The sequence below is a fragment of the Streptomyces sp. NPDC028314 genome, assembly GCF_055565795.1.
In genome coordinates this window covers 34,251-49,344 of the sequence record NZ_JBVHTP010000007.1, presented here as the reverse complement: position 1 = coordinate 49,344, position 15,094 = coordinate 34,251, and the positions used below count along the sequence as shown (strand labels likewise).

13 protein-coding genes are annotated in these 15,094 nt (G+C 73.7%); 7 read left to right on the top strand and 6 right to left on the bottom strand.

From position 1 onward, the window contains the following. Window positions 1-3: 3 nt before the first annotated feature. Complete coding sequence (locus ACZ4TG_RS17600; protein WP_468163564.1) at window positions 4-2,400, bottom strand: ABC transporter ATP-binding protein/permease; 2,397 nt, start codon at window positions 2,398-2,400, stop codon at window positions 4-6. 151 nt (window positions 2,401-2,551) lie between these two features. Here ACZ4TG_RS17600 and ACZ4TG_RS17595 point away from each other — a divergent pair, with 151 nt between their 5' ends. The 5 genes from ACZ4TG_RS17595 to ACZ4TG_RS17575 all read left to right on the top strand — a co-directional run bounded on the left by ACZ4TG_RS17595 (window position 2,552) and on the right by ACZ4TG_RS17575 (window position 7,919). Continuing rightward, window positions 2,552-3,589 carry a cation diffusion facilitator family transporter gene (locus ACZ4TG_RS17595; protein ID WP_468163562.1) on the top strand — a complete coding sequence of 346 codons (1,038 nt, stop codon included), beginning with the start codon at window positions 2,552-2,554 and terminating at the stop codon, window positions 3,587-3,589. A gap of 79 nt (window positions 3,590-3,668) precedes the next feature. Continuing rightward, window positions 3,669-4,148, top strand: a complete 480-nt coding sequence (locus ACZ4TG_RS17590; protein WP_468163559.1) for an NUDIX hydrolase — start codon at window positions 3,669-3,671, stop codon at window positions 4,146-4,148. A gap of 48 nt (window positions 4,149-4,196) precedes the next feature. Further along, window positions 4,197-5,450 carry a Tm-1-like ATP-binding domain-containing protein gene (locus ACZ4TG_RS17585; protein ID WP_468163557.1) on the top strand — a complete coding sequence of 418 codons (1,254 nt, stop codon included), beginning with the start codon at window positions 4,197-4,199 and terminating at the stop codon, window positions 5,448-5,450. Window positions 5,451-5,574: 124 nt separating this feature from the next. After that, a complete protein-coding gene (locus tag ACZ4TG_RS17580; protein WP_468163555.1) occupies window positions 5,575-7,206 on the top strand; it encodes a serine/threonine-protein kinase in 1,632 nt (543 codons plus the stop codon). After that, window positions 7,203-7,919, top strand: a complete 717-nt coding sequence (locus ACZ4TG_RS17575; RefSeq protein ID WP_468163553.1) for a hypothetical protein — start codon at window positions 7,203-7,205, stop codon at window positions 7,917-7,919. The genes ACZ4TG_RS17580 and ACZ4TG_RS17575 overlap by 4 nt, the downstream gene beginning before the upstream one ends. A gap of 287 nt (window positions 7,920-8,206) precedes the next feature. Here the strand turns inward: ACZ4TG_RS17575 and ACZ4TG_RS17570 are convergent, their stop codons facing one another. Beyond that, on the bottom strand, window positions 8,207-9,496 hold the full coding sequence (locus ACZ4TG_RS17570; protein ID WP_468163551.1) for an ATP-binding protein: 1,290 nt from the start codon (window positions 9,494-9,496) through the stop codon (window positions 8,207-8,209). Window positions 9,497-9,762: 266 nt separating this feature from the next. On the opposite strand from ACZ4TG_RS17570, the gene ACZ4TG_RS17565 reads away from it, so the two are divergent. After that, entirely contained in the window at window positions 9,763-10,374 is a 612-nt protein-coding gene (locus ACZ4TG_RS17565; RefSeq protein WP_468163549.1) for a hypothetical protein, read from the top strand. 27 nt (window positions 10,375-10,401) lie between these two features. On the opposite strand, the gene ACZ4TG_RS17560 is transcribed toward ACZ4TG_RS17565, so the two are convergent. After that, entirely contained in the window at window positions 10,402-11,217 is an 816-nt protein-coding gene (locus ACZ4TG_RS17560) for an alpha/beta hydrolase (protein WP_468163547.1), read from the bottom strand. Window positions 11,218-11,435: 218 nt separating this feature from the next. Between ACZ4TG_RS17560 and ACZ4TG_RS17555 the strand changes: the two genes are divergently transcribed. Further along, window positions 11,436-12,200 (top strand): trypsin-like serine peptidase, encoded by a 765-nt coding sequence (locus tag ACZ4TG_RS17555; RefSeq protein WP_468163545.1) that lies wholly within the window; start codon window positions 11,436-11,438, stop codon window positions 12,198-12,200. Window positions 12,201-12,230: 30 nt separating this feature from the next. Here ACZ4TG_RS17555 and ACZ4TG_RS17550 read toward each other — a convergent pair whose 3' ends face one another. The 3 genes from ACZ4TG_RS17550 to ACZ4TG_RS17540 all read right to left on the bottom strand — a co-directional run bounded on the left by ACZ4TG_RS17550 (window position 12,231) and on the right by ACZ4TG_RS17540 (window position 15,026). Then, window positions 12,231-12,761, bottom strand: coding sequence for an NUDIX hydrolase (locus tag ACZ4TG_RS17550; RefSeq protein WP_468163543.1), 531 nt, complete (start codon window positions 12,759-12,761; stop codon window positions 12,231-12,233). A gap of 37 nt (window positions 12,762-12,798) precedes the next feature. Continuing rightward, a complete protein-coding gene (lnt, locus tag ACZ4TG_RS17545; protein ID WP_468163541.1) occupies window positions 12,799-14,442 on the bottom strand; it encodes an apolipoprotein N-acyltransferase in 1,644 nt (547 codons plus the stop codon). 68 nt (window positions 14,443-14,510) lie between these two features. Further along, window positions 14,511-15,026: a hypothetical protein gene (locus ACZ4TG_RS17540; RefSeq protein WP_468163539.1), complete on the bottom strand. Its 516-nt coding sequence runs from the start codon at window positions 15,024-15,026 to the stop codon at window positions 14,511-14,513. Window positions 15,027-15,094 lie beyond the last annotated feature (68 nt).

Here is a 15,094-nt window from a genome sequence, read left to right as displayed (position 1 = left end):
GGCCTACTTCCGCATGATCGCGGGCTCGTGCCGCCGCAGCAGCCGCGAGACGAGCACCCCGAACAGCACCGACAGGGCGACGAGCATCCCGAGGTTCAGCAGCCACACCCCGGCGGAGTGGGCGAACAGCGGATCGTCGGTCAGTCTGCCGGGCACGATCGCGCCCAGGTCGATGGTGCCCGCCATCGCGCCGAGCGCCCAGCGCGAGGGGACGAGCCAGGCCAGCTGCTCGATCACCGGCACTCCGTCGAGCTGGAGGAGGGCTCCGCAGAACACCACCTGGACGATGGCGAGGAGGACCAGCAGGGGCATGGTTACCTCCTCCTTGCGGACCAGGGCGGAGACCAGCAGGCCGAGCATCATCGCGGTGAAGGACAACAGGGCGACGGCGATGGTGATCTCGACCAGCGGCGGCAGGAGGACGCCCTTGCCGTCCGGGGCGTTCGTCTTCACTCCGAACAGGGCGACGAGGGTCAGGACCACGGCCTGCGCCACGGTGATGGCGCCCAGCACCACGACCTTGGACATCAGGTACGCGGAACGCGACAGGCCGACCGCGCGCTCGCGCTGGTAGATGGTCCGCTCCTTGACGAGTTCCCGTACCGCGTTGGCGGCTCCGGTGAGCACGCCGCCCACGCACAGGATGAGCAGGGCGTTGATCGCCGTCTCCTGGGTGAGGGTGCTGCCGGCCAGGGCGCGGGCCATCGCACCCATGACGAAGGGCAGCGCGATCATGATGGCGAGGAAGGTCCGGTCGGCGCTGAGCGCGGCGGCGTACCGCCGGATCAGGGTCGAGAGCTGGGCGCCCCAGCTCTGGGCCTTGGGCGGCGGGGCCACGGCTGCGGCCTGGCCCGCCCGGCTGCCTTCGGCCGGGGGCTGGTGGGCGGCGCCGCTCACGTACCGGCGGTGCTGGGGCGAGGCCGCGTACTGTCCGGCCCAGTCGCGGTCCTGCTGGCTCTCGAAGGCTTCGAAGGCCTCGGGCCACTGGTCGAAGCCGAAGAAGCCGAGGGTCTCCCCGGGCGGCCCGAAGTAGGCGATGCGCCCTCCGGGGGCGAGGACGAGCAGCCGGTCGCAGACGTCGAGGCTCAGGACGCTGTGGGTGACCACGATGACCGTGCGGCCGTCGTCGGCGAGGCTGCGCAGCATGTGCATCACCGAGCGGTCCATTCCGGGGTCGAGGCCGGAGGTGGGCTCGTCGAGGAAGAGCAGCGAGGGTTTGGTGAGCAGTTCCAGCGCGACGGAGACGCGTTTGCGCTGGCCGCCGGAGAGGCTGTGGATGGGCTGGTCGGCGCGCTGCCCCAGGCCCAGTTCGCCGATCACCTCGTCCACGCGGGCCTGCCGTTCCGCCTTCGCGGTGTCCTGCGGGAAGCGCAGTTCGGCGGCGTAGGTGAGGGCGCGGCGGACGGTGAGCTGGCTGTGCAGGATGTCGTCCTGCGGGACGAGGCCGATGCGGCTGCGGAGTTCGGCGTAGTCGCGGTAGAGGTCACGGCCGTCGTAGAGGACGCTGCCCTGGTCGGCGGGGCGCAGCCCGGTCAGGGCGCCCAGCAGGGTGGACTTGCCGGCGCCGCTGGGGCCGACGACGGCGAGCAGGCACTTGGCTCCGACGGGGAAGGAGACGTGGTCGAGCAGGACCTTGCGGCCGTGGTCGACGGCGACGGCGAGGTCCTGGACGTCCAGGGAGACCTCGCCGGTGTCCACGTACTCCTGGAGCTGGTCGCCAACCAGGCAGAAGGCGGTGTGGCCGATGCCGACGATGTCCCCCTGGGCGATCGGGGAGCGGTCGACGCGGGCGCCGTTGAGGTAGGTGCCGTTGTGGCTGCCGAGGTCGGTGATCTCGTACGTGCCGTCGGCGAGTGCGTGCAGTTCGGCGTGCCGGCGGGAGACGACGAGGTCGTCGACGACGAGGTCGTTGTCGGCTGCGCGGCCGATGCGTACGGCGGTCCGCGCGGGCAGTGGACGTACGGAGGTCGGCCGGGCGAAGGTGCCGGTCAGCCCGGGGTTCGACACGGACGACGGGCGCGGGGGCCGGGCGTCGGCGAGGGGGCGGGACGGCGGCTCGGGCCGTACCGCGAGCCGGGGTCCGGGACCGACGAGGACGGCACGCGGGCCGTCGTCCGCGCTGCCGAAGCGCAGTTCGCTGCCCGCGCCGACGGTCCAGCGGCGGATGCGGCGCCCGTCGGCCCAGGTGCCGTTGGTGCTGTTCTCGTCCTCGACGGTCCAGTGGTCGCCGTCGGGGCGCAGGACCGCGTGGTGCCAGGAGACGCGGGTGTCGTCCAGGCAGATCTCGCAGAGGGGGTCCCGGCCCACGTGGTACGTGCGGACCGGGCTCATCGTGGTGGAGCCCGAGGCCGTCTCCAGGACGAGTTCGGGTGCGGTCGGCACACCGGAGCGCTGGACCATGGTCAGATTTTCCCACGATCCGACCGGCCCGGCATAACCGCAGGTCAGAGGCCTCTTATGGGTAATGACAACGGTCCCCGTTGCAGCCTTTGCCCATCTCGCCGAGGTGCGCTTCACTTCACGCGTCGGAACCGAACAAACGGGGGATGCCATGACCGGGCACGACCACGCGAACCAGCAGGGCCACAGTCACGGCCACGGCCACGGCGGGCACGGTGGTCACGGCGGGCACAGTCACGGGGTCGACCCCGATGCCGACCGCCGCTGGCTGGGAATCGCCCTCGGCCTGATCGCCGGCTTCATGGCCGTCGAGGTGGTCATCGGCGTCATGGCCCACTCGCTGGCCCTGATCTCCGACGCCGCGCACATGCTGACCGACGCCGTCTCGATCGTCCTCGCGCTGATCGCGATGCGGCTCGCCGCCCGGCCGGCGCGGGGCGGGTTCACGTACGGACTCAAGCGCGCGGAGATACTCTCCGCGCAGGCCAACGGGCTGACGCTGCTCCTGCTGGCCGTCTGGCTGGCGTACGAGGCGGTGCGCCGGCTGATCGATCCGCCGCCGGTGGAGGGCGGGCCGGTCCTGGTCACGGCTCTCGCGGGGATCGTGGTCAACGTCGCGGCGGCCTGGTGCATCTCGCGGGCGAACCGCACGTCGCTGGCCGTGGAGGGCGCCTACCAGCACGTGCTGAACGACCTCTTCGCCTTCATCGGGACCGCCGTGGCCGGTCTGATCGTGCTCACCACCGGTTTCGTACAGGCCGACGCGATCGCCTCGCTGATCGTGGTGGTGCTGATGGTCAAGGCGGGCTACGGGCTGGTCCGCGAGTCCGGCCGGATCTTCCTGGAGGCCGCTCCGGCGCACATGGACCCGGACGCGGTCGGCGACCGGCTGGCCGGGCACCCGCCGGTGAGCGAGGTGCACGACCTGCACATCTGGACGATCACCTCCGGTCAGGCGGCGCTCTCGGCGCACGTCCTGGTGGAGCCTGCGGGCGACTGCCACGCGGTGCGCCGCGATCTGGAAGGGCTGCTGGACAAGGAGTACGGGATCACCCACACCACCCTCCAGGTGGACCACGTACAGGACGCCCTGCTCTCCGTCGGCCGGGCGGGCGAGCCGCCCGCCCGGGACGGGCACTGCGCGGACGCCCACGGACCGGTGCACCGCCAGGGCCCGCACGCCCACTGACGCCCGCTGACGGCCGCCGCCGGCCGCTGGGGGCGGCACGGGGCGCTGACGGCCCTGCGCGCGGGGCATACATGCCCCCATGACACAGAAGCGCAGCGCCGGCCTGCTCCTCTTCCGACGGGCCGGCGAGGAGGAGTTCGACGTCGAGGTACTGCTCGGCCACATGGGCGGCCCGCTGTGGGAGCGCCGCGACGCCGGTGGCTGGGCGATCCCCAAGGGGGAGTACACACCCGACGAGACCCCGCTCGACGCCGCCCGCCGGGAGTTCACCGAGGAGATCGGGCTGCCGCCCCCCGAGGGCCCTTACCTTCCGCTGGGCGGCGAGATCCGGATGCCCGGCGGGAAGCTGGTGACGATCTGGGCGGTACGGGCGGACCTGGATCCGGCGCTCATGGTGCCCGGGACCTTCACGATGGAATGGCCGCCGCACTCGGGGCGGACCGGGGAGTTCCCGGAGCTGGACCAGGTGGCCTGGTTCACTCCCGAAGCGGCCAGGACCAAGCTGATTCCAAGCCAAGTTCCGTTCCTGGAGCGGCTGTTGGGACTTCTGAAGGGTTGACCCGACCTTGACTTGCCAACAAACCCCACCTGCGTGGACATTGCACATATGACGAACGTCGTGCTGGTGGGAACCCTGGACACCAAGGGTGTGGAGTACGGCTGGCTGCGCGAGAGGCTGCTGCGGGCCGGCGTCGAGGTGGTACTGGTCGACACAGGAATCATGGACGAGCCCCGGGTGCCCGCGGACGTGCCGCGTGAAGCGGTCGCGCGGGCGGCGGGAACGGAACTGTCGCAACTGCGCGCGGCCGCCGACCGGGGCGCGGCCGTGACCACGATGGCCCACGGCGCCGAGGCGACCCTCTTGCGGCTGCACGCCGAGGGCCGGCTGCACGGGGTGCTCGCGATCGGGGGCAGCGGCGGCACGTCCATCGCCACCCGGGCGATGCGGGCCCTCCCGCTGGGCGTGCCGAAGGTGATGGTCTCCTCGATGGCGTCCGGGGACGTGGCCCCGTACGTCGGATCCTCGGACATCACCATGATGTACAGCGTGGTGGACATCGCGGGGATCAACAGCATCTCCGCCCCGGTGCTGGCGAACGCCGTCGAGGCGATCGCCGGCATGGCCAAGGGCTACGCCCGCGCCTCCCTGGAGGGCCGCCCGGCCCGGCTGGGTGCGGGATCCCGGCCGCTGATCGCGGCGAGCATGGCGGGCGTGACCACGATCGGGGTGGACGCGGCCCGCGAGCGGCTGACCGAACTGGGCTACGAGGTGCTGGTCTTCCACGTCAGCGGCACCGGCGGCCGGACCCTGGAGAAACTGGCCGGTCAGCGGATCTTCTCGGGGGTGCTGGACCTGACGCTCAGCGAGCTCGCCGACGATCTGTGCGGGGGCATCCTCACCGCGGGCCCCGACCGGCTCAGCGCGGCCGGCCGGGCCGGGATTCCGCAGGTGGTGAGCCTGGGGGCGCTGGACATGGTGAAGTTCGGCCCGCTGGAGAGCCTGCCCGAACGGGCCCGCTACCGGCGGGTCCGCGTCCACAACCCCTCGATCACGGTCATCCGTACGACCGAGTCGGAGTGCGCCGAACTGGGCCGCCGGGTCGCGGCCAAACTCCGCGCGGCCACCGGGCCCACGGCCGTGTGCGTCCCACTCCGCGGACTGTCCACGCTCGGCGCCCCCGGCGGCCCCTACCATGACCCCCGCGCCGACGGGGCCCTGTTCTCCTCGCTGCGCGAAGGCTTGCGGGGCAGCGCCGCCCGGCTCTACGACTACGACACCCACATCAACGATCCGGCCTTCGGCCGGGCCGCGGCCGACCGTCTGCACGCCATGATCGGCGCGGAGCGGGCCGCGGCCTGACACCCCGACAGAGACACCCCCGCAGGGTTGGGAACCAGCCGTGGCGGAAACCGTGTCCCAGGGGATGGCCGGTCGGGGGACGACCGGCACTGGGCGCGGTGACGCCACGGAACGGGGGCGAACGATGAACGACGCGTGGACGGTACCCGGGTACACGCAGGTCCGGGAGCTCGGCTCCGGCGGCAGCGGCCGGGTGGTGCTCGCGGTCCACGACGCGACGGGCACCGCGGTCGCGGTGAAGTACCTCAGCGACCGGCTGCGCGAGGACCCCGCCTTCGTCGGGGAGTTCCGCGCGGAGGCCCGGCTGCTGGGCGGACTGCGCTCGCCGTACGTCGTGGCGCTGTACGAGTACTGCGAGCACGTGGAGACGCCCGGCGGGGCCGCCATCGTGATGGAACTGGTCGACGGGATCTCCCTGCGGGCGCTGCTGAAGCAGTCCGGCCGGGTGGATGCCGAGGCCGCGCTGGTGGTCTTGAAGGGCTCCCTGCTGGGGCTGGCCGCGGCGCACCGGGCGGGGGTGGTCCACCGGGACTACAAGCCGGAGAACGTGCTGGTCGGGGCGGACGGCTCGTCGAAGCTGGTGGACTTCGGGATCGCGGCGGGCCGCGGTACGACCCCGGGCGTGGCGGGTACGCCCGCGTACATGGCGCCCGAGCAGTGGCAGGGGCGGCCCGCGTCCCCGGCGGCCGACGTGTACGCGGCCACGGCGACCTTCTTCGAGTGCCTGACGGGCCGCAAGCCCTTCGACGGGAGCAATTTCGCGGAGCTGGCGGTCCAGCACATCGAGTCGCCCGTGCCGGAGACCGAGGCCCCGGAGCCGGTGCGCCCGCTGATCCGGCGCGGCCTGGCCAAGGAGCCCGAGCGGCGCCCGGAGAACGCCGAGGCGTTCGTGACGGAGCTGGAGGGGGTGGCGCTGGCCGCGTACGGGCCCGACTGGGAGGAGCGCGGGCAGCGCAAGCTGGCGGCGCTCGCCGCCCTGCTGCCGCTGCTGTTCCCCTCGGCCGCTGCTCCGGCGGCGGGCACCACGGCGGTGGCGACGACCGCGCTGAAGCCGCCCCCGGCGAGCTGGCTGCCGGGCCGCCGCGGGGCGCTGGCGGCGGGTGCGGCGCTGGTGGCGGGGCTGATGGTGCTGTTCACGTACAACGCGGTCGGCGGGGAGCGGGGCGGGGCGGCGGCGCTGAGCGCCTTCGCGACGACCAGTCCGGGCGACCCGACCGTCTCCCCGGCCCCGGGCCCGGTCGCGTCGGGTTCCCCGTCGGCCTCGGTGTCGGCGTCGGCGAGCCCCACGGCGTCCCCGTCCGCGTCCGCATCGCAGTCGCCCACGGCGAGCCCGAGCCACACGACGTCCGTGTCGCCGACGGCCCCGACGCCGACGACGAAGCCGCCGACCACCCCACCGCCGACGACGTCTCCCCCGCCCTCGCCGAAGCCGACGGTGGTCGTCGGATCGGTGAGCGTCACGATCCGCCAGACCGGGACTGCCCTGGGCGAGGCGACCGTCTCGGTGGACGCGAAGGGCGGACCGGTGACGGTGACGCTGGAATGGTTCACCGGCGACGCGCGGGGGCAACTGGGCTCCGCCGACGGCGCCCCGGACACCTTCACCTACCAGCAGGGCGTCCGCGCACCGCTCACCAGGACCCACACCTTCTCCGGCGCGGGCTGCTACTGGGGCGTACGGGCCACCACGAAGCCCGCCGCCGGGACGGGCCCGGCAACGGCCCAGACCTACGTCAGGCGGTGCACGATCTCATGAGCGATCCCCGCGCCCCCGAGGGCGACGACTACAGCGCCACCGTCCTCGGCAGCCACTGGTTCAGCGGCCCGCCGTCGCAGCCCTCCGACACGCAGCGGCTCGACGAGGAGCCCGCGACGCAGCGGCTCGACGAGGAGCCGGCGACACGGCGCCCGGACAGCCCTCCGACCCGGCGCGCCGACACCCCGCAGACCACGCCGGGCGCGGCCCCCGACCGGGTCGAGGGCGCCGTGCTGCGGTTCGGGCCCGGGGTGACGGCGGCGGTCCGGGCGCCGTTCCCCGTCGTCGCCGGGCCGGCGGCCGGGCCGCCCCGCCCTAGGGGGCAGTGGCGGCGCTACACCCTCGCGGCCGTGGTCCTGGCCGCGGTGCTCGGGTATCTGGGCTGGCAGCGCTTCGGGCCCGCCGTGGAGGTCCGGGACGTGGCGGTGAGCACCGATCCGAAGGGGCCGGGCTGCGATTCCGCCGCCGATGTGGTGGCGGTCGTACGCACGAACGGCCGCCCGGGGACCCTGACGTACCGGTGGCTGCGCAGCGACGGGACGCAGTCGGAGCAGCTCACCGAGCGGGTGCCGAGCGGGCGGCAGGAGGCCCGGCTGCATCTGCTGTGGACCTTCCGGGGTGCGGGTACCTACCCTGCGCGGGCCGAGCTCCAGCTGATTTCCCCGACGCCGCGCACGGCCGCCGTGGAGTTCACGTACCGCTGCCTTCCCTAGGCCCTGCCGTCGAATGGGCGCCGGGACCTGGCGCCCCGTTCTTTCGGCCGGTCCGGGTGTGGCCGTCCGGCCGAGGCGCCGCCGCCCTGCCCGCTGTTTGACTGGAACGTGTTGACGAGGACGCTCAGGACGTCCTCCGGCACCCCTGCGTGCCACGCTCCAGCCGGCGAACACCCCAACCGGAGCCGTGGTCGTCCCGCACGGATGCCAAGTCCGCGCGGGGAGGCCCGCAGCCGCTTTGGGGAGTGGCTGCGGGCCGCCTTGCCGACCTGTCCGTGGCAGGTCAGTCAGAACCGGGCGTGGGCGGTGATGTCCGCCGCGAACTCGCCCGTCATCGCCGGGGTCACCGACGGCCGGCACTGGGCCACCGCCGCCAGGTAGTCCTCGGTGCTCGCCCCCAGCTGCGCGGCCGACGCGCCCCGGGCCCCGACCGCCTCCAGGTCCCGTTCGAAGGACACCTGCGCCGCGCTCCGCGCCGCGTGCTCGATGTCGGCCGGGGTGAACAGCTCGCTCGCCGCCACCAGGGCCGATACGTCGACGTCCGCGCGCCCGGCCGTGTAGCGGGACCAGATCGCGGCCCGCGCCCCGGCGTCCGGGGTGCCGATCGGGATCAGGTAGTCGAAGCGCCCGGGCCGCAGGAAGGCCGGGTCGAGGGAGCGGATGGAGTTGGTCGCGCAGACCAGCAGCCGTTCGTCGCCCTCCCGGAAGCCGGGTATCAGCTTGAGCAGTTCGTTCGTGACCCCGTGGATCCCGCCCGGCTGCGCGGGCTCGGTGCGCACGGGTGCGATCTCCTCGACCTCGTCGATGAAGACGAGCACCCGCTCCAGCTCGGCGATCCGGGCGAAGGCGTCGCGCAGGGCGGCGGCCAGGTTCCCCTCGTCGGCCAGCCGGGAGGGCAGCAGTTCGACGAAGGGCCAGCCGAGCCGGGAGGCGATGGCGCGCGCGAAGGTGGTCTTGCCGGTGCCGGGCGGGCCGAAGAGGGCGATGGCGCGCGGCGGGCGCACGCCGTGCGCGGCGGCCCGTTCGGGTTCGGCGAGCGGCAGGACCACGCGGCGCTCGATGAGGTCCTTCTCCTTCTCCATCCCGGCGACCTTGGCCCACAGGTCGTTCGGGAGGAAGCGCCCGCCGAGGTCGTCGAGGAGCCCGGCGGCCGGTCCGTGCAGCGGCTCGGTCTTCTCGAAGTAGGCCACGGCGGGCTGCCGGGTGTAGCCCGCGTTGAGCAGGCCCTCACCGAGCAGGTCCTCCTCGGGCAGGACGTAGGCGATCCGGCCGACGCGGGCGGCGATGAGCCGCCGTTCCAGCTCGACGAGCAGGGCGCTGGCCAGGCCCCGGCCCCGCCAGCCGGCGGCGATCGCGATCCGCATCACCCAGGCGCGCTCGCCGGTGACGCAGGCCAGCGCCGCGCCGATCGGGACGCCCTGGTGGACGGCGACCACGCAGGGCTGCCGGTCGGTGAGGGCGCTGATGCACTCGGCGAGGGAGAAGACGGACTCCTGGCCGAGTTCGGCCGTGGTGTCGATCAGGTGGACCACCGCTGCGAGATCGCTCTCGCGGTAGTCGTGGATGAGCCAGTTCACCGGGTACCGCCCCTCGTTCGTGCTCCTGCGGCGAGGCTAGGGGCGGCCGGGCCCGGCGATCACGCTCCGCGGTGCACAACAGGCGGTCCGGAAACCCTCCGTGTCGTCCATAGACTGGTGCCTTCAGCCCGAACACCAGACCGAGAACCCCAGCGCCTTCATGCTTTGCCACATACCCGCGGCCCGACGCGGGCTTCTCGTAGGGCCCGTCCCGTCCTGTGGACCCTGGCGTTCGGCCTGTGGGGGATGTCCCGGCAGGACAGTGTGTGGCGGGACGAGGCGGCGACCTGGCAGGGATCCTGCTGGCGATCGGCGCCCTGGGGGCCTGGGCGGACGGCCGCAACGGGCCGCGCGCGGGCCGGCTGTCGGTGGCCGCGGTGGGGCTGCCGCTGCTGGCGGCGCCTCAGCCGGGGCTGATCGGGCTGTTGCTGGTCCAGCCGCTGTTCCTGGACCGGTACGTGCTGTTCGGCATGCTGGGCCTGGCGCTGCTGATCGGCGCCGCGCTGGGGGCCGCCGTACGGGTGCTCGCGCCGCGGTTCCCGAGGGCGTCGGCCCCGCTCGTGCCGGGCGTGGTCGGGATCGGGGTGCTGGCGCTGCTGCCGGTCGAGCTCGCCCGGCGGGCTCCGGCCGGCCGCGTCGACGACGTCCTGGCGGTGGCCTCCTCCACCCTCAAGGGCGAGGAGGCCGCCCCGGCCCGGATACGGAAGGCCCTGCGAGGGCAGCGGCGGGTGCTGTTGGTGACGGACGCGGCGGAGGTGGCGAAACCGTCGGGTGCGGAGCGGGACCGGGCGAAGGCGGCCGTGCTGAAGGCCGATTTCACGGTGGTCGCGGACCGGCAGGTCCGGGGGCGCCGGGTGACGGTGTACGAGCGGCGCTGACGGGACGCCGGCGCCCGGGTGCGCCGTTCAGGACCGGTCGGCCAGGGTGTGGGTGTCCAGCCAGGTGAGCGAGGCCTGGGCGAGGTCCGGCCAGCCGTGGTCGACGATCAGGGAGTGGCCGCGGTCCTCGAAGCACTGGTACTCGGTGGTCGCCCGGGAGTGCCGGTACTGCTTGTAGGTGGAGCGGGTCAGCACGTCCGGGACGGTGTGGTCGAGCCTGCCGGACAGCAGGAGCAGCGGGCCGCGGGTCTCGCTGGCGGTGTTCACCCTGGCCGCCGAGTGCGGGGTGAAGTTGCCGAGCGCCAGCTGGAACAGCGGCCGGGCCGGGCTCGCGATCGCCCACTCGTCGAACAGCTCGGCGGACTCCCGCTCGGAGACGGCGTTGGCGAAGCCGTAGCGGAACTGCTCGGTGTTCAGCGCCACCGCCCGCTTGATGTTGCCGGGGTCGCGCAGGAAGGCGAACGTCGACTTCGCCTGTGCGGGTGCGATGGCCTTGACCCCCCTGATCTGGCCCGGGCAGATGGCCACGGCGGCCGTGCCCAGGCCTTGGCCGAGCAGGTGCTGGGCGATGAAACCGCCGACCGAGTGCCCCACGAGCACCGGCGGGACGGGAAGCTCGCGGATGACCCGGGCGTGCGCCTCGGAGATCTCGGACAGTCCGACCCCGGCCTGGTCGTCGGGGCGTCGGCGCGCGTCCGCGACGGTGTCGGGGACCCCGGGCCACTCGGGCAGGACCGGCTCGTATCCGGCTTCGCGGAAGGTGTCGGCCCAGCCCTGCCAGCTCGTGGAATGCAGCCAGAGCCCGTGGATGAACATCACTGGGGTGCGGTGCGACACGGTCATGGGGCGACACCTCCTGCGGCCCGTTCGCCTCTGCCAGTCTCCCGCGGGCGGCGAGCGGCCGCCCGCGGGAGACTCGATTCCGGGCGGCAGGTTCACGGGCCGCCCGGGCGGACACGCGCCGTCCCGGGCGGCCGGGACCGTGATTCACAGCGGATTCATATGGAATATCGAGCTCCGGACACAGTCTCGACGGGGAGGCTCGGAAAATGATCCACCGCGTGCTTCCCCGATACACCGGCCGCGCCCGTGCCCGGCGGGCATCCCGGATCCTGCTCGCGCTCGCCGCGATGGCCGCGCTGCTGAGCCTGGACCTGCCCGACGCCACGGCCGTCCCGCCGCCCGGCGTCACCACGCAGGCGGCGCCCGGCACGGCGGCCGAGCGGGTGGGAGCCCTGTTCGCGGGCGGGCTGGACGGCGGGCACTTCTGCACCGCGGCCGTGGTGCGCAGCGCCGACCGCGATGTGATCGCCACCGCGGCCCACTGCCTGGACAACCCCGACTCCACGGTGTTCGCGCCGGGCTACCGGGACGGGCGGGCCCCGCACGGGGTGTGGAAGGTGACGGGCGTGTACGTGGCCCCGGGCTGGACGGACGGCGAGGACCCGGACGAGGACATCGCCTTCGCCACGGTCGACCCCGTGGACGGAGGGACGGCGCAGGTCGAGGACCTGGTGGGCGGTTTCCCGGTGGCCACCCAACAGCCCGCGGACGTGACGGTGACGGTCCTCGGCTACCCGAGCAGCGAGGAGACCCCGCTGAGCTGCACCAACGAGACGACGCTGTTCTCGGACACCCAGCGCCGGATCGAGTGCCCCGACCTCAGCGGCGGCACCAGCGGCAGCCCCTGGCTGGCGGACGGCGCGCTGGCCGGGGTGCTCGGCGGCTACGAGGGCGGCGGAACGGTGCCGGAGGTCTCGTACAGCGCGGTGATGGGCGACCAGGCGCTGGAGCTCTACCGCGAGGCGGCCGTCCCGGCGGGGTGACCGGCCGGCGCGCCGCCGCGCGGGTGCCCGTCAGGCGTCGGCGCCGGGTTCCCGGTCCTCGGCGGCGGCGAGGCCCTCGACGAGCCCCTCGGACGGGGCCTCGAACCAGGTCGGCCCGTCGGCCAGGGCGCGGTGGATGCGGTCCAGGGCGAAAGCGTCCAGCGGCGGCAGGGCGTCCACCTCGAACCAGGCCACCTCCAGCGACTCGCTGTCGTTGGCCCGCGCCTCGCCGCCGGTGGCCCGACAGCGGAAGGTGATGTCCTGGAACTGGCACATGTCCCCGTTGGGGTAGACGATCGGCCGGAGCATCTGCACCAGGACGACCCGCTCGGGGACGCACCGTACGGCGGTCTCCTCGTAGACCTCGCGCACCGCCGTCTCCGCGGGCTGCTCCCCCGGTTCGGCGATCCCGCCGATCACCGCCCACTGCCCGGTGTCGGCCCGGCGGCCGAGCAGCACGCGGCCCCGGTCGTCGACGACGACGGCGGTGACGCCGGGCAGCAGCAGGAGCTGGTGCCCGGCGCTGGCGCGGATCGCGCGGATGAACTCAGGTGTGGTCATGCCCCGACCCTACGAGGCCCGGGTGCCGCCACCCTCGTCATGCGGCCCGGCGGGCCCGAATCCGGCGGGTCAGCACCCAGCCCAGGCCGCCGGCGGCGACCAGGAGCAGCGCGTACTCGGGCAGCGGACCGAGCCGGGTGGCCGGAGTCCGGGTCGAGCGCAGCGGGATCTCGGCCACCAGCGCGTCGGCGGTGAACATCTTCGTCTGCTGGACGACCTCGCCGTCGGGCCGGATCACGGCGCTGACCCCGCTGGTCACGGGAACGAGCACGGTCCGGCTGTGCTCGACGGCGCGGACCCGGTCCATGGCGAGCTGCTGGTAGGTCATCTGGGTCCGGCCGAAGGTGGCGTTGTTGCTCGGTACGGCGATGACCTGCGCGCCCGCCTGGACGGTGGAGCGGACGGCGTCGTCGAAGGCGGCCTCGTAGCAGGTGACCATGCCCACCCCGCTGCCCGCCATGTCGAAGACGCCGGGCTCCTTGCCGGGGCCGAAGTCACGGCGCACCCGGTCCACGTCCTTGCTGAAGATCCGGATGAAGGAGCGCATCGGCATGCGCTCCCCGAACGGCTGGATCTTGCGCTTGTCGTAGGTCTCGGTGGGGCCCTTGACGGGGTCCCACAGGATCATCGTGTTGCGCAGCGGGCCGGTCTCCGGGGCCAGTACGGAGCCGACCGCGACGGGCACGCCGATGCGCCGGACGGCGTTGTCGATGACCTCGTGCGCGTCGCGCTCGGCGTACGGGTCGATGTCGGAGGAGTTCTCCGGCCAGACCACGAAGTCGGGCTGCTTCGCCCGGCCGGCCTTGATGTCGTCGGCCAGCTGGATCGTGCGGTTGGCGTGGTTGTCCAGGACGGCGCGGCGCTGGGCGTTGAAGTCGAAGCCGGCGCGCGGGACGTTGCCCTGGATGACGGCGGCCGTGGCGGTCCCGTCCTCGGCGGCGTCCGACACGAGCGGGCGGGCGGCGAGGGCCGCGCCCACCGGGGCGGCGACGGTCAGCGCGGCGAGGGCGGCGGCGGTCCGGGTGGGGTGGCTGCGGGCGATGCGCAGCGCCTCGTACAGGCCGAATCCGCACAGGACGACGGCGAAGGAGAGCAGCGGGGTGCCGCCGAGCGCGGCGAGCGGGAGGAAGAAGCCGTCGGCCTGGCCGAAGGCGAGCTTGCCCCAGGGGAACCCGCCGAAGGGGGCCCGGGCGCGCAGGGCCTCGCCCGCGACCCAGACGGCGGCGCCCCACAGCGGCCGGCCGGGGAGCTTGCCGACGAGGGCGATCCCGAGGCCGGTGAGGCCGAGCAGCAGGGATTCCAGGGTGACCAGCGCCAGCCAGGGGACGGGCCCGACGCCCTCGCTGGTCCAGACGAGCAGCGGCAGCAGGTAGCCCAGGCCGAAGAGGAACCCGAGGCCGAAGCCCGCCCGGGCCCGGCGTCCGTGCAGGCAGCCGGCCAGCAGGGCGAGGGCGAAGGGGGCCAGCCACCACAGGGGGCGCGGCGGGAAGCTGAGGTAGAGCAGCACTCCGGCGAGGGCGGCGAGTACGGAACGCACCTGCCAGCCCGCCTTCCCTACGGCGCCCCGCACCGCGCGGGCCGCCGGACGCCCGCCGCCGTCGGGATCGCCGGGTGTGGCGGCTGCGGCGGTGGGTGACTGCGAGGGCTCGTTCCCGGCCTCTCGGGTGACACTGCTGCTCATCTGGCGGAGTGTACGTCCCCGCACGCCGGAGCCGGGAAACCGGCTCGGCGGGCCTTCGGGCGACGGGGTCAGCGGGCCAGGGCGCGCAGGTGGGTGCGGATGACCCGGACCGCGTTCTCGGCGTCGTCGACGGTGACCGTGAACAGTTTCCCGTCGTCCAGGCGCAGCACCAGCCCCTCGCCGCGGCGGACGATGACTGCGGTGCCCCTCTCGGGGCGCCAGCGGTAGCCCCAGCCGCCCCACTGGTGCGGGGTGATCCGCGGCACGAACTCGGCGGAGGCCACCTCGGCGAGCCGGATCGTGCGGCGGGGCAGACCGATGTGGCCGCAGCGCACTTCGAGGGCCTGGGAGTCGACGGTGACGGCGACGTGGACGAAGGCGAGGGTGCCGAAGAGGATGAGGAGGCCCACCGCGAGGCAGCCGATCACGGACATGAGCAGCGCGATGATCCCCGCGTCCCAGGTGTAGTCCACGGCGAGTTCGATGCCGAGGGCGACGCAGGCGGCACCGGCGCCGGCGAGCAGCCACTGTGCGCGGTTGGAGGCGCGGCCCGTCCAGAGCGGACCCGGAGGGTGACCCGTCATGGGTAGCAGCGTACTCACGTTCGGCACGGGCGCCACTGCCTCTCCGCCACTCGGTTCAGCGCCGTTCC